This is a genomic window from Pseudacidovorax sp. DMC4, assembly GCF_056314265.1.
The window spans coordinates 1-22375 of the sequence record NZ_JBQUYR010000021.1; the positions used below are offsets into that span (position 1 = coordinate 1).

19 protein-coding genes and 1 pseudogene are annotated in these 22375 nt (G+C 61.5%); 8 read left to right on the plus strand and 12 right to left on the minus strand.

Translation table 11 applies throughout. The features are described 5' to 3' along the window. The 4 genes from ACT54X_RS27225 to ACT54X_RS27240 all read left to right on the plus strand — a co-directional run. The coding region (locus tag ACT54X_RS27225) for a hypothetical protein (RefSeq protein WP_476349660.1) at positions 1 to 428 on the plus strand (428 nt) is incomplete at its 5' end. Positions 429 to 925: 497 nt separating this feature from the next. Continuing rightward, the gene (locus ACT54X_RS27230) at positions 926 to 1135 is read left to right on the plus strand and encodes a hypothetical protein (RefSeq protein ID WP_476349661.1); all 210 of its coding nucleotides are present in this window, start codon (positions 926 to 928) and stop codon (positions 1133 to 1135) included. A gap of 54 nt (positions 1136 to 1189) precedes the next feature. Then, positions 1190 to 3199, plus strand: a complete 2010-nt coding sequence (locus ACT54X_RS27235) for an ATP-binding protein (protein ID WP_476349663.1) — start codon at positions 1190 to 1192, stop codon at positions 3197 to 3199. Between the two features lie 614 nt (positions 3200 to 3813). Then, positions 3814 to 3990 carry a JAB domain-containing protein gene (locus tag ACT54X_RS27240; RefSeq protein WP_476349665.1) on the plus strand — a complete coding sequence of 59 codons (177 nt, stop codon included), beginning with the start codon at positions 3814 to 3816 and terminating at the stop codon, positions 3988 to 3990. A gap of 35 nt (positions 3991 to 4025) precedes the next feature. Here ACT54X_RS27240 and istB read toward each other — a convergent pair whose 3' ends face one another. Together istB and istA are read right to left on the minus strand one after the other, a co-directional pair. After that, on the minus strand, positions 4026 to 4802 hold the full coding sequence (gene istB, locus ACT54X_RS27245; protein WP_476349667.1) for an IS21-like element helper ATPase IstB: 777 nt from the start codon (positions 4800 to 4802) through the stop codon (positions 4026 to 4028). Positions 4803 to 4819: 17 nt separating this feature from the next. Then, positions 4820 to 6361 (minus strand): IS21 family transposase, encoded by a 1542-nt coding sequence (gene istA, locus ACT54X_RS27250; RefSeq protein ID WP_476349669.1) that lies wholly within the window; start codon positions 6359 to 6361, stop codon positions 4820 to 4822. 170 nt (positions 6362 to 6531) lie between these two features. Here istA and ACT54X_RS27255 point away from each other — a divergent pair, with 170 nt between their 5' ends. After that, entirely contained in the window at positions 6532 to 6723 is a 192-nt protein-coding gene (locus ACT54X_RS27255) for a JAB domain-containing protein (protein ID WP_476349761.1), read from the plus strand. A gap of 110 nt (positions 6724 to 6833) precedes the next feature. Here the strand turns inward: ACT54X_RS27255 and ACT54X_RS27260 are convergent, their stop codons facing one another. The 3 genes from ACT54X_RS27260 to ACT54X_RS27270 are packed head-to-tail and all read right to left on the minus strand — an operon-like array spanning position 6834 to position 11631. Beyond that, complete coding sequence (locus ACT54X_RS27260) at positions 6834 to 7814, minus strand: Bug family tripartite tricarboxylate transporter substrate binding protein (RefSeq protein WP_476349671.1); 981 nt, start codon at positions 7812 to 7814, stop codon at positions 6834 to 6836. A gap of 29 nt (positions 7815 to 7843) precedes the next feature. Further along, positions 7844 to 9550, minus strand: a complete 1707-nt coding sequence (locus ACT54X_RS27265; RefSeq protein WP_476349673.1) for a hydantoinase B/oxoprolinase family protein — start codon at positions 9548 to 9550, stop codon at positions 7844 to 7846. Further along, positions 9547 to 11631: a hydantoinase/oxoprolinase family protein gene (locus tag ACT54X_RS27270; protein WP_476349675.1), complete on the minus strand. Its 2085-nt coding sequence runs from the start codon at positions 11629 to 11631 to the stop codon at positions 9547 to 9549. Before ACT54X_RS27270 ends, ACT54X_RS27265 begins: the two co-directional genes overlap by 4 nt. Positions 11632 to 11716: 85 nt before the next feature. Between ACT54X_RS27270 and ACT54X_RS27275 the strand changes: the two genes are divergently transcribed. Together ACT54X_RS27275 and ACT54X_RS27280 are read left to right on the plus strand one after the other, a co-directional pair. Continuing rightward, on the plus strand, positions 11717 to 12697 hold the full coding sequence (locus tag ACT54X_RS27275) for a LysR family transcriptional regulator (RefSeq protein WP_476349677.1): 981 nt from the start codon (positions 11717 to 11719) through the stop codon (positions 12695 to 12697). After that, a complete protein-coding gene (locus ACT54X_RS27280; RefSeq protein WP_476349679.1) occupies positions 12694 to 13827 on the plus strand; it encodes an aminotransferase class V-fold PLP-dependent enzyme in 1134 nt (377 codons plus the stop codon). The genes ACT54X_RS27275 and ACT54X_RS27280 overlap by 4 nt, the downstream gene beginning before the upstream one ends. A 379-nt stretch (positions 13828 to 14206) precedes the next feature. Here ACT54X_RS27280 and ACT54X_RS27285 read toward each other — a convergent pair whose 3' ends face one another. The 6 genes from ACT54X_RS27285 to ACT54X_RS27310 all read right to left on the minus strand — a co-directional run bounded on the left by ACT54X_RS27285 (position 14207) and on the right by ACT54X_RS27310 (position 20363). Beyond that, positions 14207 to 14965, minus strand: coding sequence for an amino acid ABC transporter ATP-binding protein (locus tag ACT54X_RS27285; RefSeq protein ID WP_476349681.1), 759 nt, complete (start codon positions 14963 to 14965; stop codon positions 14207 to 14209). Then, positions 14965 to 16095, minus strand: coding sequence for an amino acid ABC transporter permease (locus tag ACT54X_RS27290; RefSeq protein WP_476349683.1), 1131 nt, complete (start codon positions 16093 to 16095; stop codon positions 14965 to 14967). The genes ACT54X_RS27285 and ACT54X_RS27290 overlap by 1 nt, the downstream gene beginning before the upstream one ends. After that, positions 16092 to 17090 carry an ABC transporter permease subunit gene (locus ACT54X_RS27295; RefSeq protein WP_476349685.1) on the minus strand — a complete coding sequence of 333 codons (999 nt, stop codon included), beginning with the start codon at positions 17088 to 17090 and terminating at the stop codon, positions 16092 to 16094. Before ACT54X_RS27295 ends, ACT54X_RS27290 begins: the two co-directional genes overlap by 4 nt. A 3-nt stretch (positions 17091 to 17093) precedes the next feature. Beyond that, entirely contained in the window at positions 17094 to 18143 is a 1050-nt protein-coding gene (locus ACT54X_RS27300) for a transporter substrate-binding domain-containing protein (protein ID WP_476349686.1), read from the minus strand. Positions 18144 to 18206: 63 nt separating this feature from the next. Continuing rightward, a complete protein-coding gene (locus ACT54X_RS27305) occupies positions 18207 to 19172 on the minus strand; it encodes an ornithine cyclodeaminase family protein (protein WP_476349688.1) in 966 nt (321 codons plus the stop codon). A 27-nt stretch (positions 19173 to 19199) separates the two neighbouring features. After that, positions 19200 to 20363, minus strand: coding sequence for an aminotransferase class V-fold PLP-dependent enzyme (locus tag ACT54X_RS27310; RefSeq protein WP_476349690.1), 1164 nt, complete (start codon positions 20361 to 20363; stop codon positions 19200 to 19202). A gap of 250 nt (positions 20364 to 20613) precedes the next feature. Between ACT54X_RS27310 and ACT54X_RS27315 the strand changes: the two genes are divergently transcribed. Next, positions 20614 to 21381 (plus strand): helix-turn-helix transcriptional regulator, encoded by a 768-nt coding sequence (locus ACT54X_RS27315; protein ID WP_476349692.1) that lies wholly within the window; start codon positions 20614 to 20616, stop codon positions 21379 to 21381. Between the two features lie 471 nt (positions 21382 to 21852). Here the strand turns inward: ACT54X_RS27315 and ACT54X_RS27320 are convergent. Then, positions 21853 to 22125: pseudogene (locus tag ACT54X_RS27320) on the minus strand (integrase core domain-containing protein); the annotation flags it as partial. Between the last annotated feature and the right edge of the window lie 250 nt (positions 22126 to 22375).

Here is a 22375-nt window from a genome sequence, read left to right on the forward strand (position 1 = left end):
CTTCTCCTGGTGAAGGCCCAGCCAGCGTATCAGTCTCTACAACTATCGGTGGTCCAGCCGCAGGGGTTCACTCCACGGACTTGGTTCGACCCACTGACCCGCAGGTCGAGCACCCCTACCAACTCGAGTTTCGTTGCTCCTCCTGCGGTCGGGAGTCGTTGTTCGACGAAGTGATCGAAGCAGCCGTTGGCAACTTCTACGAATGGGAGACATATGTCGCCATGACCGACGGCGGGGATCGGCCTACCGCAACATGCCACGAATGCAGCAGAGAAACGTTCCTCATCGACGAGAGCAAATGTGTCGCCTGCAAGGGCGAGCTGGAGTTCACCGAGTGCGCGATCTGCGGCGAGGTCCTAGGCCCGGATGACCAAGACAACAATGGTCTTTGTGGCTATCACGCCTGGCAGGCGCAGAAGGACGATTGAACGGGGAAACCATCCCGGATGCCTCGGCTAGTTGCATCGCCAGGATGAAGATCGCCAGCCGACGGCGATCGGTCGCTTCCAGATGTAGACCGGTCGACCGCTCATCAAGCCACTCAGTTTCCGAATTCTGCGGGTCGCTGCCGTTCGCCCGACCAAAGTCGAACGTCGCAGATCAGTCTGAACCCGCCTAACGGTACTGGACAGGCAGCTATGCAGCGATTGCGGTCGGACGGCCGATGCCGCCCAATGCCAGGTGTTCGCTCCGATCCGGTCATTGAGAGACGCACCCAATCGCGGCCCGAACGCCCGGGATCTAAGGAGCTCCCGACCTTGCCAAGTCGAAATCACGACATGGCGTCGAGAGCGACCGCCCCAATACATCACATGGACGACGAAATCCCGTTTTGAGCTCGTGCCGCTTCGTAACCGAGCACCGCGCGCCAAGCGACGATTGGCAGCCGAGCTGTAGACTGTATGGAGATACAGTATCATGGGGCATGGACACGCCGACGCCGAGCCAGTGGAACGCACGTTGCGCCGCTCGCCTGGGCGAGCGCTGGCGCACCGCGCACCTCGCTGAGCTCGAAGCAGCGGCGGTCGAACTCTGGCGAAGCGAGCGGCTGCGCGAGCTCGTGCCCGAGGACGCGGCAAGACTGTGGCTGGCGCCGCTCACCGAGGCGCAGCCACCGGCCGACCGGCTCCGCTAAGCGCGGCAATACACTGTGGAGCTGAACGACGAGTTACCCAGGGGGACCGGCCGCGTGGCTAACCAGCAATACCCCGTCGAAGTCCAACCGGACTTTCTCAAGAAAATCACCGGCGCCAAGCCGGTGCAGGCGCTTGCAGAGCTGATCTGGAACGGGCTGGACGCCGACGCCAGCGAAGTCTCCGTCTCGTTCGACTACAACGATCTCGACTCGCTCTCGCATGTGATCGTGCGCGACAACGGCACTGGCATCGCGCGCGACAAGGCTCCCGAATATTTCCGCCGGCTAGGCGGCTCGTGGAAGCGTCCCGGCGCGGCGACGCAAGGCGGCCGCTTCCTCCACGGGCAGGAGGGGCGCGGACGTTTTAAGGCGTTCGCCATCGGAGATTTCGCGGAGTGGGCCGTGGTCTACGAAAAGGACGGGAAGCCCTGGGTCTACAAAATCACGATGTCGGCCGCGGACATCCGCCACGTTTCGATCTCGGACGAGGCGGAGGCGCCGGGCGCGCGCCGCGGAGTGACCCTCACGATCAGCGACCCGCGCAAGGACTTTACGACCTTCGTGAGCCAGGCGGGGCTGCATTCGCTGACCGAAGTCTTCGCGCTCTACCTCGCTGACTACCAGGACATCAAGGTCACCGTCGGCGGCAACAGGATTGATCCGAAGGCCGTGATCGCCAGCCGCAAGGAGTTCCAGCTCGCCGACATCAAGGCGGGCGAGGCGACGCACGCCGCGAAGCTCGAAATCGTGGAGTGGAAAGGGCTGTCGAACCGCGCGCTGTTCCTCTGCAACGAGAAGCGCTTCCCGCTCGCGCAAGCGGACCGCCGATTTCACGTAGGCGACTTCCAGTTCACCGCGTATCTCGAGACGTCCTACCTGACCGCCGCGCAGAAGGAGGGAACAGTCGAACTCGCCGAGATGCAGACGCCGATGGTCGCCTCCATCGACGAGGCCGTGAAGCAGATCAAAGAGTATTTCCGGCAGCGAGCGGCGGTCGCCGCTCGCGGCTACGTCGAGGAATGGAAGGCGGAGCGTGTCTATCCGTTCGCCGAGGATCCGCGCAACCCGGTGGAGCAGGTCGAGCGCCAGGTGTTCGACATCGTCGCGGTGAGCGTTGCGCGCCACCTTCCCGACTTCGAGGACGCGCAGTCGCAGAACAAGGCGTTCCAGCTGCGGATGCTGCGCCAGGCGATCGAGAAGAGCCCCGAGGAGCTCCAACTGATACTGGCGGAGGTGCTGCGGCTTCCCAAGCGCAAGCAAGAGGAGCTCGCCGAGCTGCTGCGCGACGTGTCGCTCTCCGCGATCATCAGCTCGGCCAAGGTCGTGGCCGATCGCCTGCGCTTCCTCACGGGGCTCGAAGCGATCCTTTTCGACGCAGAGCCGAAGAAGCGGCTCAAAGAGCGCAGCCAGCTCCACCGCATCGTCGCGCAGAACACCTGGCTCTTTGGCGAGCAATTCAGCCTGTCGGTCGACGACCAATCGCTCACCGAAGTCCTGCGCAAGCACAGGAAGCTGCTGGGCGACGACACCGTCATCGACGCACCGGTGAAGCACGTCTCTCAGGAGCGCGGGATCGTCGACCTGATGCTATCGAAGGCGATTCGGCGCCACCAGGCCAACAGCCTGTCGCATCTCGTCGTGGAACTCAAAGCGCCGTCCGTGAAGCTGGACGTCAAGGAGATCTCGCAGATCGAGGGCTACGCCGCCTCCGTCACGGCGGACGAGCGCTTCCGAAACGTCGACGTGCAGTGGGAGTTCTGGGCCATCAGCGACGACCTGGGGCCCGTCGGCAAGTTCCGCGTGGGGACGAAGGGCGGAGAGATCATGCGCCAGGACAACGTTGCCATCTTCTTGAAGACGTGGAGCCAGGTGATCGACGAGAACCGCGCGCGTTTGCAGTTCTACCAAGAGAAGCTCGAATACCAGGCGGACAAGGGATCGGCGCTGCGCCATTTGCAGGAGCACTACGCCAAATACCTCGAAGGCGTCCTCAAGGAGGCGCCCGAGGCGCACGTCGCCACCGAAGGAAGCGGCGACGCGGAGCCCGAAACGTCCGCTGCATAGCGCGAACAGACTGTTAGCTGCTCGAGGAGGGCCGCGGGACTAGTGGAAATATCCTGAGCCGTATCGGTAAGGGATGCGTCGGCGATGCCATCCGCGTGAATCGCTTTGACTAGCTCGGCGGCATGCACTTGCCCTGTGGCTGCACCAGCGGAGATCACTTCGCTGCTGGCGGAAGCTGTCACTCGATCATCTGGTAGTGAACGACGGCAGTCAGTCTTAAGGGGTCATAGATTGCTTCCGGAAATCCCGGCTCGTTGCACGTAGCCGCCCGAGCACCTTGTCGTGGTTGACCAGCTTCTGCACCACCGGCGACTACACGCCTTTCTGCCACGTCGCCTGGACGCTCAAAAGCATCCGAGCCGCGTAGAGCTTCTGGTGCTGAGCCGTCCCGGTACTTGGCCAGTCAGTAATGCCCACAGTGCCGTCTCGTCCTCCAGAGAGTCGGACCAGTTGCTTTTCTTTGCGGGAGTCTACCGGCCGGCCGAGCCGCACGAGGTGTTGCAAGCGGCACTGCGCGTGTTGAGGGGAGCAACTGCGTGGCACCGAGGTGCTGTCGTTGCCACAGGTCGTGCGGGACTATATGCGGGTCCAGCTGGGGAACGCTGGAACCCGAGGTGTTCGCCGTGGTCCGCCTGGACGCGCAGCACCGTGTGCTCGAGTACAGGGAGATGTTCCGCAGGACGGTGAGCCAGACGTCGATGTACCCACGAGAGGTGATGAAAGAGGCCCTGGTGCGTATTTCGGCGATCGTGACCGCTGATTTCGGGATCGTGACCGACGCGAGGCTGTAGAGGCGGGTTGCGCGGAGTCAGTGTAGTTTTGGGGTTTACTGGATCTGTTCGGGACCTCCTTTGTCGTTGGGCTGAGCGCTGCCCGCCGCACGGCGCAGCGAGTCGCCCTTGAGGCTGATGCGGTGCTCGTTGGCCAACAATCGATCCAGGATGGCATCGGCCATGGTCGGGTCGCCCAGCCAGGCATGCCAGTGCTCCACCGGCAGCTGCGTGGTCAGGATCGTGGCGCGAGCCGCAGTACCGGCACGGTCGTCAATGACCTCCAGCAGGTCCGCCCGACTCGCCGGCTCCAGCGGGGCCAGGGCCCAGTCGTCGAGCACCAGGACCTCGGTGCGCGCCAGATTCGCCAGCCACGCCGCGAAGCCGCCCTTGCCGTGCAGGATGCGCAGTTCCTCGGCCAGGCGCGGCACCCGCAGGTACAGCGCCGAGTGCCCCCGCCGGCAGGCCTGCTGCGCCAGCGCGCACGCCAGCCAGCTCTTGCCCGAGCCCGTCGGGCCAATGATGGACACCGTCATGCCCTGCTCGACCCAGCGCGACAGGGCCAGTTGCGTGAAGGCGTTGCGCTCCAGGCCCCGGCCCGCACCAGCCTGCACGTCCTCGATGCAGGCCTGCGGATACTTCAGCCGGGCGCGCTTGAGCAGCGCCGCCAGGCGCTTGTCGTGGCGGCGATGCATTTCGCGGTCCACCAGCAGCGCCAACCGCTGCTCGAAGCCCAGGCCCGCGCAGGCGCTGTTGGTGAGCTGCTCCTGCAGACCTGCGGCCATGCCGGCCAGGCGCAGTTCGCTCAGGCGTTGCACCGTGTCGTCGATCATGTCGTCAGCCCCCCTGCTCAGTGGTAGTAGCCGGGGCCACGGACGTTGTCGTGGGCGGGGCTGACCCAGGCGGCATCAGCTGGCGCGTCGGTGCTGGCGCTGGACACCCGGTCCGTCCCGCGAGCCAGGATGTCGCGCACGTGGCGGTAGTAGACGGCGTCGATTTCGATGGCCTTGGCACACGCGGCCTCCAGCCGCTCTGGACCGTAGCGCTTGGCCAGGCTCAGCAGCCCCAGGCAGCCGCGGTAGCCGTGCTCGGGGTGGCGGTGGCGCTCGAGCATCGTGGTCACAAAGCGGCCGGTGCTCGCGCCGATGCTGCCGCCCCAGTGGATCAGCCGCTGGGGCGTCCAGTCCTTGTGGGCGCGGTGGGCCGCGGGCATGTGGTCGTCGCGCGTGGTGAAGCCGCCGCGCCGGTCGCTTCTGGCGTGCACGGCCACGCGCTCGCCCCGGTGCATCAGCTCCACCAGGGCGTCGCTCACGCGCGCCTCCAGCTTCGTGCCCACCAGCGCGTGCGGCACGCTGTAGCGGTGGCCCTCGACCTCGACGTGGTAGTCGATGTGCACCGTCACCGCCTTCCAGCGTGCCCAGGTCCAGTGCTGCGTGGGCAGCGGCCGCAGCGCCGGGGCGTCGATGGCGGCGAACAGGCTCGCGCGCGTGGCGTCGAGCTTCTGCATGCGACGGCCGTTGAGCAGCGGCAGCAACTCGCTCACGGCCAGGTCGGCGGCGCGCACGTCGGCCAGCCGCTGGTGGCGCAGCCGCGCCAGAATCCAGCGCTCGACTACCTGCACGGCCGATTCCACCTTGGCCTTGTCCTGAGGGCTGTAGGGTCGTGCCGGCAGGATCGATACGTCGTGATGGCGCGCGAAGTCCAGCACGGTGTCGTTGGCGCGCGGCTCGTAGCGGTCGGGCTCGGCGATCAGCGCCCGAGCGTTGTCGGGCACGATCATTTGGGGCACGCCGCCGATGAAGCGCAGCGCCCGCCCGATGGCGCCCAGCCAGGAGCGCATCGACTGGTCCGCCGTCACGCAGGCGAAGGTGTAGCTGGACGCACCCAGGGCCGCCACGAACACCTGGCCGCGGGCGCCGTCGGCCAGTGCCAGGGTGGGGCCGGCGTAGTCCACGAACAGCTTCTCGCCGGCGCGGTGCTGCTGTCGCATGGAGCGCTTGAGCGTCCTGGCGTAGCGCTTGTAGTGCTCGCAGAACTGGGTGAAGCCCCAGGTGCGCTCGCCGTGGTGGGCGGCGCGGTACTCCTCCCACAGCAGCGTCAGTGTCACGCCCTTGCGGCGCAGCTCGACGTGCACGCGGGCGAAGTCGGGCTGGGCCACGCGGCGCTGCTCGGCCGAGAGGCCGAACAGGCGCCGCTCCAGTTCGGCCTGGCCCAGCGGCTCGACGGCCTCCCAGCGGTTCAGGCCCGCAGCGCCGGCCAGCGCCACGTACTTCGCCACCACGCCCTTGGAGACCGACAGGCTCCGGGCGATTGCCTCATGCGACAGGCCGCCGTGCAGCTTCAGTCGCAGTACATCCTTGATCATGCGTATGTCCATCGTTGGCGGTGCCATCGGCGCTCCGGCAAAAGGCCGGCAGCCTATGGCCCCGCAGGTCAGTCATACGCAACCCTTTCACTCCCTCCTGATCTCGTCGGTCACGGCACCGGAGCGGCCGGTCACGATCCCGAAATCGCCGGTCACGATCCCGGAACGGGCGGTCACGATGGGCCGAAATACGCACCCTGGCACGGAATTCGGCCGCGATGATCCTGGTGCACAACCACCTATCGAGTTCGCCCAAACCGTCGCGCGCTGATGAGGCCTTGCCGGTGACGCGCAGGAACGCGCTCGACCTGGTCAAGGTGCGGGTGATCGATCACCTGATCGTGGCTGGAGCCAGCATCTGCTCGATGGCAGAGCGCGGCCTGATCTAAACAAAGCGCACCGTGACCAAGCAGGCAGCCAGAACTCGACTATGTCGGAGTTGCCGCGCGGAGGGGTGTGGCTCCCACTGGCTGCTCGCCTGGTCCACGCGCTTCTAGCTCTAGTTCAATGAGATTTTGTACTTTCGGACAATTTCGCCGTACCTGTCGAAATCGGAACTCACTAAGCGCGAAAACTCGGCAGAGGTGCCACCGCCGGCGACTATGCCCGACTCGAGCAGCTTGGCTTTGATCTCCGGTTGCGAGAGGATCTCGCGCAGGTCGACGGCGACCTTCTCCTGGATCGCGGTCGGCGTACCCGCTGGCGCGAATAGACCGAACCACCCCTGCAGGCTCAACCCTTTCACGCCCAATTCGTCCATGGTGGGCACATTGGGCATCAGGGGGGAGCGGGTCGGCCCGGTCACCGCGAGCATCTTGAGCTTGCCCGATGCGAGGTGCTGCTTGACCTGAAACACCGATAGAAACGCAGATTCGACGCGACCTTCCATCAAGTCGATGAGCGCTGGACCATCACCCTTGTACGCCACGTGCTGAACTTGCACGCCTGTCGAATCGTTGAACACTTCGCCAAAGATATTGCTCAACGAGCCTGCACCATACGACCCATAGTTGAGCTTGCCCGGCCGTGCCTTCGCGTAGGCCACATACTCCTGTACAGAGTTGACGGGCAAACTGGCGTTGACCAGCAGCGCCAAGTGAGTGCCGCCGAGATGAGAAACGGCGGCGAAGTCTTTCTTGACGTCGTAGGGTGTATTGGGGATCAGGTGAGGCAGCTGCACGAGGCTCGACACTGCAATCAAGTAGGTGTATCCGTCGGGCGGTGACGTCTTGAGCGCCTGCGCTCCAAGCGCACCGCTGGCGCCCGGCTTGTTGTCGATGACCACCGGCTGTCCCCACTTCGCAGACAGGCGCTCGCCCAGCAGCCGAGCCAAGGTGTCGGGTGCTCCACCCGCGAGGAATGGCACGATGACCTTCACAGGCTTGTTGGGGTACGCCTGTGCCTGGGCGTTGCCCACCATTCCTGCCACCAATAGCACCGGGACAAACCAACGAGTCATCCATCGAGGGGAAGCGAACATCACGGCGGTAATCCTTACGTTGTGAAGTGTTAGAAGTTAGTAATCGAATGGCGGTCGAGTCCGGCCGTCAGGCCGGCTTGCTCGACCAACGCTGCGATGCGGCCAGGCGCTAGGCCCCAGTCGCGGGCCAGCCCGTCGGGCGTCACATAGCCAGCGCGCAGATCAGCGAGGATCAGCGCTTCGGCGCGTTCGGCTGGCACACCGAAACCGCCGCCGCCCGCCTCGTCAGTCATCAAGACATCGCCGGGCTGCAGTTGATAGGCTTTCTTCGAGGCCACAGGTTGACCGTTGATCCAGTAGCGGCGCAGCTTGCCGGGCGCTCCGCCGGCGAAGCCTTCGGCGCCAAAGTCGGTGCGCCCTGAGAAGCACGAAATCGATACCGCCGCACCGCTGTCGTTGCGCATGCGCAGCCTCTGGCCGAGGCCGCCACGAGAAGCGCCGGCGCCACCGGAGTCCGGCAGGAGCGCCTTTGATTCGATGAACATGCCAGTCTGCGCTTCCCAAACCTCTACCGGCATGCCGCGAGGATTAGACGGTGCGGGCGTTGTGTTGTGACCGTCAAAGCCTGAAAGCGCGCCATACCCGCCAGAGCAGAAAAACACCTGCGCATGCTTGCGGCCGTTGTATTGACCCCGCACGTTAAGCATGTTTCCGCCACCGGACTGCGCATGCACACGATCCGGCAGTGGCTCGGCCATGGCGCCCATGAGCAGCGGGTACAGGGCGTGGCCCACAGAGTGGCGCACCGCTGTCGCGGCGGGCGGCTGCGCATTGACGATCGAGTCCACCGGTGCCCGTACGTCGATGACAGCCATGACGCCGTCGTTGCTCGGCACGCTGGGCAGCGTGAGGCACTTAATGGCGTAGCCAGTCATCGCGCGTGTGTAGCACATAGGCACGTTCATGCCCCAGGGACCGACCGGGTCGCAGCCCTCGTAATCGACGGTGATGCCATGCCCATCGATCGTCACGGCGCAGGCCAGGCGAATCGGCCCGGACTTGCCCTCGATTGTGATGGCGTTGCGCCAAGTTCCATTGGGCATACGGGCAATGCTGGCGCGCATCGAGGCCTCACTGGACTCGAGAATTGCGTCTGCGACCGGGGTTAGGTCCTCGATGCCATATTCTTCAAGGAACTCGACGAACAGGCGTTCAGCCACCGCCGTGCAGGACACATTTGCCATCAAGTCGCCAAGCACCTGTTCGGCAACGCGCACGTTCCCCGTGATCAGGTCAACGAGCCACTCGTTGCGCACACCAGCTTCCAGGAAACGACTCACCGGCAGGCGCAGCCCTTCCTGGTACATCTCAATGGTCTCGGGTGACCAGCCCGCCCCACCCACGTCGGGCAGGTGGGAGACGCTCATGCAATAGCCCACTAGGCAGCCGCCCTTGAAGATCGGGCGCATGACGCTTACATCGAACATATGGCCCGTACCCATCCAGGGGTCGTTGGTCAGCAGCACGTCGCCCGGTCTGAGTGTGGACGCCGGGTAGCGAGCCAGCATGTGTGCGAGCGTCATTGGCGCCGTGCCGGTGAACGAGGGAATGGCACTGGTGGCCTGTGCAATGGCGCGGCCGCGCGCATCAAATAGCGTGGTCGAGCAATCGTGTGTCTCGCGTACTGTGCTCGAGAAGGCGGTTCTAATCAGCGCCTGCATCATCTCGTCTGCAATGGAGATGAGTCGGTCCCAATATATGCCCAAGGCGATGGTGTCAGTCGGGTTCGCGGTCATTGAAGTTCCAGTATCAGGTTGCGCTGCGCGTCGACGCGGCCGCGTACGCCAGCGCCAATGACGGTCGTGGATTCCATCTCCTCTACGAGCGCGGGTCCGGTAAATTCGCTGCCAGGTGCCATCCGATATCGGTCTAGCACGCGATGCGCGACAAATTCGCCGCTATCGGGGTCGTACGCCGGGCGGCTCCCACGGTCAGCACTGCCGGGCGCCTCATAAGATGCGAACTGCGACGATTGCGCCGTCTCCTGTTGGCGGGAGACTGTCTCGAGCCGCCACTGCACTACCTCCAAAGGCTGGCCCTCCAATGCAAGCCCGAATACCGCCACATACGCCTGCTCGAAGAGTTGTGGCACAGCGTCGCGAGCACGCGCAGCGGGCTGCGACAAATCGACGTCGACGCCGACCTCGTAGCCTTGGCCGGCATAGCGCAGGTCAAGCCGGCCGCGCAATACCATGTCGTCGACGGCAAGTCCGGCCTCGCCCAGCACCTGGGCAGCTTGCGCGCGCAGTTGCCCGAACACCTGCGACCACACCTCCACAGTGACCTCGCTCCAAGGCAGCACGCGCGTGGTACCGACCTCAAACGATAACGGGCTGATGAGCAGGCCCAATGCCGACATGACGCCCGCCGCAGGCGGCAATACCACGGTCGGCACTTTGAGCTTGCGAGCGATGCGGACCGCGTGCAGGGGACCGCAACCTCCAAACGCCACCATGGTGCAGCGGCGCACATCGACGCCGCGCTCTGAGGCATGGACGCGGAACGCGCCCGCGACGTTCTCGTTGACCACCTCGTGGATGCCCCACGCCGCGCGCGTCGTGCTCGCATCCAGCGCCGCCGCCACACCGGCACCGATCGCCTGCCGGGCTGCATCGGCATCGACCGACATGCGGCCGCCGAGAAACGACGCCGAGTCGAGATATCCGAGCGTGAGGTTGGCATCGGTCAGGGCGGGCGTGGTGCCACCCCGGCCGTAGCAGGCAGGACCCGGAACGGCTCCGGCGCTGGTCGGGCCGACGCGCAGCATGCCTCGCTCGTCCACGCCAGCCAGACTACCGCCGCCAGCGCCGATCTCGATCATGTCGAGCACGGGCAGGTTCATCGTCAGGCCGCTGCCTGCGCGAAAGTGGTGGACGTGTGCAACTTCCAGCTCATAGCGCTTCATCGGCTGCCCGTCCCGGATGAGTGCGCCCTTGGCTGTGGTGCCACCCATATCGTAGGCCAGTACGTCCGGGCGCTCGAGCGCGCGGCCAACGGCGGCCGACATGAGGATCCCTGCAGCCGGGCCCGACTCCAGCAGCCGCGATGGGAATCGGCGCGCGATCTTTGGAGTGAGCGTGCCGCCGTTTGACGCCATGATGAGAAGGCGCCCTGCAAAGCCATTGGCGGCCAACTCGTCTTCCAGGCGGGTCAAGTAGCGGTCGACCAGTGGCTGCACGTAGGCATTCAATGCGGTCGTGGTCCACCGCTCGTACTCGCGTATCACCGGGTAGCCCTCTCCCGACAGTGAAACTTGCAGGCCTGGGTGCTCGCGCCGCACAAGTTCGGCAAGCTCGCGCTCATGCGTCGCGTCCACGTACGAATGCAGCAGGCAGATAGCGATGGCCTCCGGCTGTTCGCGCTCCACGAGTTCTGCGAGCGGTGCAATAACCGACTTGCAGTCGAGCGGCTGCACCACGCGGCCTCGGTGGTCAATCCGTTCATCGACCTCCAGGCGGGCACTGCGAGCGATTAGCGGCGGCGCGAACTGCAACCGCAGGTCGTAGAGATCGTATCGGGTCTCCCGGCCCATATCGAGCGTGTCTCGGAAGCCGCGCGTGACCAGCATTGCTACCTTGCAGCCGCGCCGCTCGATCAGCGCATTTGTCACCAATGTGGTGCCGTGTACCAAGGCGCTGACCTGCTCGATCATGCCTCCGGCGAGTTTGAGGATGGCAGCGACGCCATCAATCACTGCGCGCTCTGGGGCCTCGGGAGTGGTCAGCAGTTTGTGGGTGAACACTCGGCCGGTTGCGTCATCGACCAGGGCGAGGTCGGTGAAGGTGCCGCCGATGTCCACGCCGATTCTGTAGCTCATGTGGATCAGGGAAGATGAATTGACGGTGCAAATGTCCGGCCGCCCCAGCGCTTCGCCAAGCTCCGCTCAGTAATCTGATGGCGCGATGATCAAAAAACCTGATCATGCGCGGCACGAGATTCCTCGTGATCGCAAAATCAGCTGTGTGAGCATGAACCTCCGCCAACTCGAAACACTCGTCTGGACCTGCCGGCTCGGCAGCGTGAGGAAAGCTGCCAGCCAATTGGGTACGTCCCAGCCTGCGGCATCGGCACGCCTGCGGGAGCTTGAGGAACACCTTGGCATCAGCCTGCTACTTCGCGACAAGCGACCCGTGCGCATCACGCCGCAGGGTCGCGAGGTGTTGAGATTGGCCGAATCCATCGTCGAATTGGCCGCGCGCATGGAACAACACGCCAATTCGGCCAGCCCGATCTACGGTACGGTCCGCCTCGGTGCCAACCATGGCACGGCTTCGAGCTGGTTGCCCGCTTTGCTGCGCGCTGTGTACGACAAGCTGCCTGGGGTGGAGATCGAGCTCGTAGTCGAGCTCAGCGAGCGTCTGACCGACCTGCTGCGAGCGGGCAAGCTCGACATGGCCTTCGTACTGGGTCGCGTCGATGATGCGGCCATCGGCTATAGCCACCTGTACGAGGTGCAGCTTGAGTGGGCAGCAAGCCGACTGTGCACAGGCCTTCAGAACCCGGTCACGCCACATAGCCTGGCCCGCTTTCCGATCTCGACAGACGCCCACGGCTCCCCCATCCACAGCGCGGTCGTCGGCTGGTTCCGATCCGCGAATGTCAAGCCGCGCCGCGTCGACATTTGCAGCGGTCCAGTGGATCGGCTTAACTTGGCCCGCAACGGCGACTGGGTGACTGTCGTGCCGACGACGGTACTCTCCAGCTACGCACACGAGGCCGAGTTCGACAGATATGCCAGTGTGCCGCCGCTTGAACCGATGGAAGTCGGTGTCGCCTACCGGGTGGCTTCCGAAGTCAGCGAGACAGTGCAACACGTCGTCGAGGTCTCCCGCGAAGTCATCCAGGACTGGATGCGCCAAGGCAGACGCGTGAGCTATTCATGACCTTGCCGCTGCCTTGCCCCGAGCTGTTCTCTCTTGAGAGCGGTGTGGTCTATATGGACAACGCCTCGATTTCACCGATTCCCATCGCTGTGGAATTGGCTGCGAAGCAAGCCGTGTCGAGCAAAGCCAGACCATGGCGACGCGACAGACTGCGGGCGCAGGCCCTGGTCTCCGAGCTGCGTGAGCGCGCCGCAGCATTAGTGCAGGCACGGCCGCAGGATATTGCTGTGACTTGCGCTGCGAGCTACGGTCTCGCCGTCGCGCGCGCCAATCTGCCAGTGAGTCCCGGCGAGCGCATCTTGGTACTGGAAGGCGATCACACGTCCCAGATGCTGACTTGGCAGGCGCATGCTCAGGCGTGCGGCGCGGTGGTCGACCAGGTTGCCCGACCGCGCGATGGCGACTGGACCCGCGCGATTACTGACCACCTGGCCAATGACGACAAGCGCCGAATCGCACTTGCGTCGCTGTGCGCCACGTTCTGGATTGATGGTAGCCGAATCGATTTGCCGACCGTATGTCCGATATTGAAGGCGCGAGGAGCGCATCTCGTGCTTGACCTGACCCAGTCCGTTGGCGTCCTCGATGCAGATCTGCCCACGCTGCAGGCGGACTTCGCTGTGTTTCCGATGTACAAATGGTTGTTGGGCCCATATAGCGTTGCCTTTCTCTACGTCGGACCACAGTGGCAAGGCGGAGAGCCGCTCGAGCAGAACAGCTTTAATCGAGCTGTTGACGGTGGGTATGCAGAAGGAGCCGCGCGCTTCGACATGGGCGAGCGCGACACGTTCGTCGGCCTGCCTACCGCGCTGTCAGCGTTGGAACTGGGCGCCCAGTGGTCACGCGATGCAGTACGTACGCACCTCTCGGGCCTTACAGGGCAGATCGCAGCGCAACTCGCAGCAGAGGGCCTGGATTGCGTGCCGGCATCAAATCGCAGCGTCCACATCCTCGGAGTCGGCGGGCTGCCGGACGGCGTAGCCGCACGCTGTAGGGAGCAGGGTGTGACGTTCACCCAGCGACACGGTAGCGTGCGCATCAGTCCCCACGTTTTCAATACACGAGCCGACGCCGACCGCTGCGCGCAGGCGCTACTGAGCGCGGTGCGCCACATCAGATGCCACTCGTGAAAAGACACGGCCTTCTGACTGCGTCCTTGTAACTCGAACTCCTGACTTCATTGCGCCTGACCTCAACGGCCTTGCCGTACTGCGCCTCGGAGTGCGCAAGCCTTATCTGCGTTCTCCGGTTTATCTGCGTTCTCCGGTCCTAAGTTGACGCCGACATCGCCGCGACCAGAAGTGCTGACAGCTTTTTAGACTCCATGAGGCGCGTTGTGCGTTTTTGCATTTGCGCCGTGGCGATCCGAGGCCGCCCGCCTTGAGCTAGACATGCGCCAAGTGCCTTCGAAGCAATCGCAGCTCATCATTGACTGTCATTCGACCCAAGTCCATGCGGTCTCAGCCATATGGCAGCTGAGGAAGGTGACACCGGGCTGCAGCCCGCAGCTTATGCAATCAACTTCCCGAGGAAGCTCTTGAGCCGTTCATGTTGAGGCGTTCTAAAGATTTCGTCAGCAGTTCCCGCCTCAATGACCTGTCCCTGGTCCATGAACACGACGCGATCTGCGACTTCTTTCGCAAATCCCATCTCGTGAGTGACGCAAATCATTGTCATGCCGTCATCAGCCAAGGAGACCATCGTATCTAAAACCTCTTTCACCATCTCAGGGTCAAGGGCGGACGTCGGCTCATCAAATAGCATCAAAGCGGGTTGCATGCAAAGTGCGCGAGCAATTGCTACACGTTGCTGCTGCCCTCCTGACAATTGACTGGGGTACTTGTCTGCTTGGTCTGCGATCCTTACACGAGCCAGCAATTCAAGTGCCCGGCTCTCGGCCTTGGCCGGCGCCTCGCCCTTCGCCCTGATCGGGCCGATAGTGCAGTTCTGAAGAACGCTCAAATGGGGGAATAGGTTGAACCCTTGGAAAACCATGCCAATCCTCTGACGAGCTGTGGCCTTGGATTTCTCTGCTGCGCTTAGGGACCTTCCCTCGAAGACAATCTGACCTTCCTGAAAGTCTTCCAATTGATTGATGCAGCGGATGAGGGAAGACTTCCCGGAGCCCGACGGACCACAGACCACGATGCGCTCGCCTTGGGCGACATCGAGATCGATCCCCCGCAACACATGAAAATCGCCGTACCATTTTTGAAGTCCGGCAATCCGAAGAAGATAGTCGCCTCCGACATGTGAGGTTGAAGTCATTATCGATCCTTCTTTAGCCGAAACTCCAGCCAACGGCTGTAACGAGACATTGAAAAGCAAATGACGAAGTACAGAGCACCGACAAACAAGTACAACTCGAACCCGAAGCCTTGCCATTGAGGGTCGGCGATTGCCCTTTTTGTTGCAGTCATGATGTCGAAGATTCCTACGACGACCACGATCGACGTAGCCTTGAAGAAGCTTATGAACGTATTGACGATGCCGGGAATCGAGATTCGCAGTGCCTGGGGCAGGATGATGAAGATCGTTTTCTTCCAATAACCGAGTCCGATCGCGTCGGCGGCTTCTTCCTGGCCCCTCGGTATCGCTTGCAGTCCGCCGCGAATTACCTCGGCCAAATACGCCGCCGCAAATAGGGCGATTGCGATTTGTACTCGAAGTAATTTGGAGACGCTGACGTCCTGAGGCAGAAAAAGCGGGAACATCACGCTGGCCATGAAGAGGACTGCTAGTAGCGGAATCGCTCGCGCAAGCTCTATGTATGCCAGAGCGAAGCCTTTGATCGAAGGGAACGCGACTGCTCGCCGCGCTAGCGCAAGCAGTATTCCCAACGGGAAGCCGCAAATCAGACCAATCGATGAAAGCAATAGCGTAACTAACAGTCCGCCCCATTGGTCAGACGGCACGAACTGTAGCCCGCCTACGCCACCCCATATCAGCAGTGCAACAAGGATTGCAGCTGCGAGCCAAACAGCCACGAGCGATGGGCGCCAGAATCTTGGTATTGCTGAGGCGGTAAGTACACCCATGATGACAGCGCACGCGGCGGCAGGCCTCCATTGCGCGTCGAATGGATAAAGGCCGAAGAGGATCAAGCGCCACTTTTCTGCAATTACTGGCCAGCAGGCCCCTACACCCTCAGCAGCACGGCATCGTGCGAGGGCATCGGTACCCGGCAAAAGAACTGCATTAAAGACAGCCCATCTTGCAAGCCAAGTCCCAATAACTGCAAGTACTACGATCGTTATGACGGTGAGCAGCGAATCACCAATGCCTGAGAAGAAGGCGTAGCGCAGACGAGCCAGTAGGGATCGATCGGACACTGGCCGCGCCTTGAACGGCACTATCTCATCGCGGACAAATCTGACCGATTGAGCTGAGGATTTCATCTCTCGCGAAGGGCGATCTTGCGATTGACCAGCTCCATCAGAAGGCTCACGGTGAGACTGAACGCAATATAGAAGACCACGATAAGGCCTATCACCTCGATCGCCTGACCTGTTTCGAAAAGCACAGAGTTTCCGACGCCGACCAGATCTTGGTACCCGATGGCAACTGCGAGTGAACTATTTTTCACGACGCCCAGATATTCGCTGGTAAGTGCTGGCAAAGCGATCCTTGAAGCCTGCGGAAAAACGATTCTCCGGAAGACCGATCCCCGTGTCATGCCGACCGAATACCCGGCCTCCCATTGGCCTGACGGTATGGCAAGGAACGCGCCTCGAAAGATCTCTGCGATGAACGCTGCAGTGTAAGTGCTGATTCCGATCAGTAAAGCGCAATACTCCGGAGTAACGAATATTCCCCCCAGAATCTCGAGACCATCGATTCGTGGCAGGCTTAAAACCAGTGAGTCATTCAACCATTCAAAGCCAGGTAAATACAAGCCACGATTCGAAAGAAGAAACCAGTCCTTGAAAGTGATCGCTTCGCTTGGCGCGGGAAGCACCAAAAGAACCATGTACCAAATCAAGATATGCAGCAAGACTGGCACGTTGCGCATCACATCGACATAGGCGCTGCAAATGGATCGGACAAGCGGGTTGAGCGAGAGCCGGCCGGCGCCAACCAGCATTCCGATCGCAGTTGCGCTAATTATGGCCGCCAACGAAATCTTGATGGTGTTTACCAAACCCACCAGAAGAACGCGGCCGTAGGTGTCGACCCCACTTTCGAACGAAATGGACGAGTTGGTGACCGGAACCCGGGCAACCTGATCCAAGAAGTCGAATCCAGAGGCCACTCCACGGGCGCCAAGATTCGCGCTTGTCGAGCGAAACGCCCAGAAGATAAGAAGGCCGGCTGCCGCGAATGCGAACGCCTGCCACAGAATATTCCGCGCGACAGTCCGCCACGCGCGGCTGTGCGCTCGCACCTGCTGCATAAATCAGCGCAGCGGAGGTGAGTACATGAGGCCGCCTTCAGACCACAGCCGGTTTAATCCGCGGTTCAGGCCGCTTGTGCCGAAGTGGCGATCCCAAACCTCGCCGTAGTTTCCGACCGACGCGACAACGTTGATCGCCCAACGATTGTCCAAGCCCATAGAGGCGCCGAGTTCCCCTTCTTGCCCGAGGAAGCGCTTCACTGCAGGATCGGTGGAAGAAAAGGACTTCGCATTGGCAGAATTGATGCCCATCTCCTCAGCCGTCACCATCGCAAAATGAGCGTAGCGAACGATGTCATACCATCGATCATCGCCCTTGCGGACCGCACCTCCCAGTGGTTCCTTGCTGATCACTTCGGGCAGCAAAAGGAAGTTCGACGCGTTGGCTCCAAGGGTTCCCCTGAATTTCGCCAAGCTGGATTGATCAGAAAGGTAGGCGTCGCATCTTTTCGAGAGGAAGGCCTTGCGCAACTCTTCGCCGTCGGAGAATGTGACCGTCTTATAGGTCAGTTTGTGTTTGCTGAAGTACTCTTGCGCTACGACTTCAGCCGGGCCGGCAAGCATGCATACGGTGGCTCCGCGCAACTTGGTGGCTGTCGTAACTTTGAGTTGTGTCGGAACGATGAAGCCGGCGCCGTCATAGTAGTGCACAGTCGCGAACTGCACACCGGATCGGGTCTCACGAGACATCGTCCATGTGAAATTGGCGTAAACAACATCCACCTCTCCGCTTTGGAGTGCGGTCAGGCGCTGTTGTGCGGTCAGCGAAACGAACTTGACTTTTGATGGATCGCCGAAGACCGCCGCAGCGATTGCTCTACAGGCGTCGGCGTCGATGCCCTGCATTACTCCTTGGTTGTCAGGCAGCGAGAACCCTGCGGAAGAGCCGATGACGCCGCAGACCAGGTTGCCCCGCGCCTTCACAGCATTCAGTGTCGGCGACACCGTCGAAGCGGGCTGAGCCGGCTGCGTAGAGCCTTGTGCAAGGCCACCAGTACAGGAGAGCGCCAGAAGCATGGCAGCTGCCGCTTTAACAGAAGATATTTTTGCCATTGCAAATTCCTCAAGTTTGCGGCTTCGCCGCGCATTACACAGATGATGATGAATCAGTACTGATTACCAAGGCACGACGACACCAACTTTGCGTTGCTCGGCTTTGTCGGCGATGTAGGCGCAGGAAACCAGATCCTCAGCCGCCATGCCAAGCGACTTGAACAGCGTGATGTCCTCTGGCCCCTGGCGTGCGGGTACCTTGCCGGTAATCACGTCGCCCACGCAACCCAGAATATGACTTAGCGTGATAACGCCGCGCGAGATCGCGCCGCGGATGTCGCCGCCTAACTCGATTGCACTGTCAGTGAAATCGGTAAAGAGACGGGCCCGCTGGACGAGCGCGTCGTCGATCTCGGCCGTTGTTGGGATGCTCGAGCCAACTGCATTCACGTGCGTTCCCGGCTTAAGAAATCGTCCTAGCAAAAAGGGCTCTGAAGCAGAGGTCACCGTGCAAATCACGTCTGCATTTGCGGACGCCTCAAAGTCGTCGCTAACTGAAAGCCTTCGTCCCAGGATTTCGCTCATGTGACCAGCAAACCTTTCAGCCTTCTCCAGCGAGCGGCCGCAAATCGTGATGCGATCAAAGTCTCTCACCAAGACAAGCGCCTCGAGATGAGTGCGCGCTTCGTCTCCGTAGCCAAAGATCGTGAGCGTTCGTGCATCCTCGCGTGCAAGGACGTCAGTGGCGACGGCACTAGCAGCTCCTGTGCGGATCGCCGTTATATCTCTCCCGTCTAGCACCGCGCGCAGGGCACCTGTTGCGTCGTCGAAGAGGAGTACTGCGCCTTGGTGTGAGCCATATGCGGTGCCGTGATTTGCAGGAAAGACAGAAACGACTTTCACCCCAAATGCCGGGGGCTCCGAGATATGTCCTGGCATGGTGCTGACTGAGCCTCGCCCGTGTGGCAATGACAGAGCTCGCCGGATTGGCTGAATCGCCTTGCCGTCAGACACGAGTGCGAGTGCCTTGCGCGTCAGGTCTACACACTCGCGCATCGTAAAGACTTCGCGAATGTGGTTGCGGTTCAATATTCTCACTTCCATATCAAGTAACGCCTATGTTTTCAAGTCTCGGATGAACATTTGAGGTGCGGCTGCAATCTGCTCGCTTAGCGCATCCAGCAAACGATCAATGTCTGACTCGTTGTTGTAGCAATGGGGCGACACGCGAATCGCCTGGTTGCGGCCTGTCACGCGGATCGAGCGAGATGAGAGTTGGGCAGCGGCAGTTTCAGCATCTGCCAGCCGGATCGAGACGATCCCTGCCATGCGATCTCTCGGTGTTTCTGAGGGCAATCCGATGCGCTCAAGTCCATCGTGAAGCCGCATGGTCAATGACTCGATTTGCGAGTGCACATTCGCCCAGCCAAACGACTCAAAGAATTGCAAGGAAGCGTCCAGCGCGTATATGCCGGAATAGTTGGGATGGGCGTACTGCAGTTGAGATGCCTGCGCAGGTCCGGCGGTCAGCGCATTAACGGCGCCTCGGAACGCGGGAGAGAGCTGTGCGCGCACCCACTTTCTCATCACCAAGAGTGCGAAGCCGAAGCCTGATAGAAGCCACTTGAATGTGGCGGCGCTGTACACATCAACGTACGCGAGGTCTACTGGCGTGGCCCCTAGGGCCTGCACCCCATCGACCACAAGAATCGTCCCGTTGGCTCTGCACGCACGTCCAACTCGCGCCAAATCGATGCGCGTACCCTTGACCCAGTGAACTTGGGACAGCGCCAAGACGCGCGTACGAGAGGACAGCGCCTGCAAGAGTGCCTCTTCCCGCTCGGTTTCATCTACCGCGCTGACAGAAATATCTATCGGCACCAGAACGGCACCAGAGGCCACGGCCGGCCGCCAAGCTTCGCAAAGCGTCGGGTATTCGTCCGCAGCGAAAGCAATCTCATCGCCTGCCCGCCAAGCCAAGCTGTGAGCAAACAAATTGATTCCCTCGGAGGTGCTCGAAGTGAATGACAGGTCTTCACCGGGGATGCTAAGCAGACTGGTCAGTCGCTCCCTGAGGCTCTCTTGCTTGGTTCGCCACTCGTCGCGTCCCAAGATTCCGCGACTCTTTGATTGATCCAAATGATGCGCAACTGCTGCCCCAATACCCGGTGCAGTTAGTCCCGCTGCGGCAGCGTCAAGGTAGGCACATTCGGCAAGGAAGGGGAACTGATCTCGGATGCTGAGGCAAGCTGGCATCAGTGGTTCTGATGAAGTCAACATTTTGTTGACTCTAGCACTTATCGTTGAAGTTCAAGAGGTTTCCGAGTGCCTTGGTCAACAACTTGTTGTTTCTTCAACGATATGTTGTTGCGCTGAAGCTTCGCCGGTGAGACAGTTAGGCACGCGCGATGCCTACCCATGCCGCGATGTCGCTCTGAGTTGGACTCGGGCGTGATGAATAGAATCTGCCCCCAGATCTCGATGAGATGGCAGCCACCAACGCACTTTGATGCCTCGTACCCTGAAGTCCGTGAAGCCCGTCGGCGATTCGCCATCAAAGGATTCGGAGGCGCCATCTAGTCGACGCGCTGTGGATCGCCGTCCGCAGACCCGTGCGGAGGAGATCATGATGCTGAACGCGTTGAAGAGCGTCGTGGAAGGCTTGGAAGCAATCATTGGTCCAAGCGTCGAAATCGTGCTTCACGACATACGACATCCACGCTCATCGACCTACGCGATCGCAAACGGGCACGTGACCGGCCGCAGAGTTGGAGATCCCATCGTTGCGGCACCCTCCAACGATAAAGGCTTTTGGTTTCATGAAGGCGCTCATGACAACGTCGAAGTTCCAGACAAGTCCGTTGTCTACAAATCGCGGGCCAAGGATGGACGCGAACTAAAATCCACGACCATCGCACTGCGAAATTCTGCGGGCGAGGTTTTCGCCACAGTGTGTGCGAATAGCGACCTAACCCTGTTCCAGTTGCTGCAGTCGCACCTTCAGCAGATCATGCAACCGCCGGCCGAAGGCTCGCAACCATCGAGAGGGCGCCTCAGCGTTGACGAGTTGATTGAGGAAATCATCGCTGACGCAATGAACAGCGTTGCTAAGCCGGCCATCGCGATGGACAAGGAAGACAAGTTGAAAGTACTTCAGTCGATGGTCGAGCGCGGCGTCTTCGTTATCAAGGGCAGCGCCGAAAAGGTAGCTCGCCATCTCCAAGTTACGCGATTCACCGTGTATAACTATCTCGCAGAATTGAAAGAGCTAGAGCAATCGGGACGTAACGGTAGCTAAGCTGCTAACCCGGCTAACTTCCCTCGAAAGTGCAATCTACTTCTATGGGGTGGGCGCTTCCGCCGCAGGCGTCAGTGCTAAGCTGGAATCGAGCGTTCGCCGCACCCGAGATTTGGCTCCAACATCGGAGCACTAACGGACAACGTTCGCACCCCGCCAGAGGCCCATCTCCGGGCCCGAGCCCGTACGGTTGGATCCCTCAACGTTGCTTGCAAAAGTGGGTGCCTTGCTGGAGCCGTGGCGCAATGACGCCGCTTTGCGAGATTGAGTGCTGCAAGGGGATTTTCGAATCGAAACTTGCAGCTGAAGTCGGGCACTGAATTTATAGCGCCTTTTACGAGGGTAGACGCGCTATGCGCTCCGATTCGGCTCTTCGCCGACGCCGTGCCGCTCGTGCTCCTCGCCCTTTCAGAGCGAGCCGTCTCCAGCCGATCACCACGCCTGTGAGGCTGAGCGCCGTGCCGTCCAGGCCTAGCTGTCGAGTTGCAATAGGTTGTTCCCACAAAGGCGGGAGGCTGGTGGTTGGTGTGCCAGAGCGCAGTGCGGGCGCTCGCAGTTGTAGTAGCGCAGGAAAGCTGGCAGCCAGGCGGTGCGCTCGGCACTGTTGGCCCAGGTGCGTCCATAGGCCCATTCGCGCAGACAGGTCTGAATGAAACGCTCGGCCTTGCCGTTGGTCTGGGGGCGGTAAGGCCGGGTGAAGGTGTGCTTGATGCCCAGAGCCTGACAGGTCTTGGGGCTCAGCCTTGTTTGAAACCGTATCTTCCGCCGGCGCAATGGCTATACAAGTGTCGTTCGGATCAACGCGGCAAAAGCCCTCTAGTGGCACGATTCGGCGGCACGCCGTGCCACGTGCATCAGTGCTGGTAATCTGATCTGCTGGCCGCTCTCGCCGAAAGCAGTCGTTCGTCGTTGCACGCGCGACTGGCGGCTCACAGTCTGTACCGGACACATGGCAGCCCGCGGGTGCGACCGATGCGTGCTACTGCTCTATTCC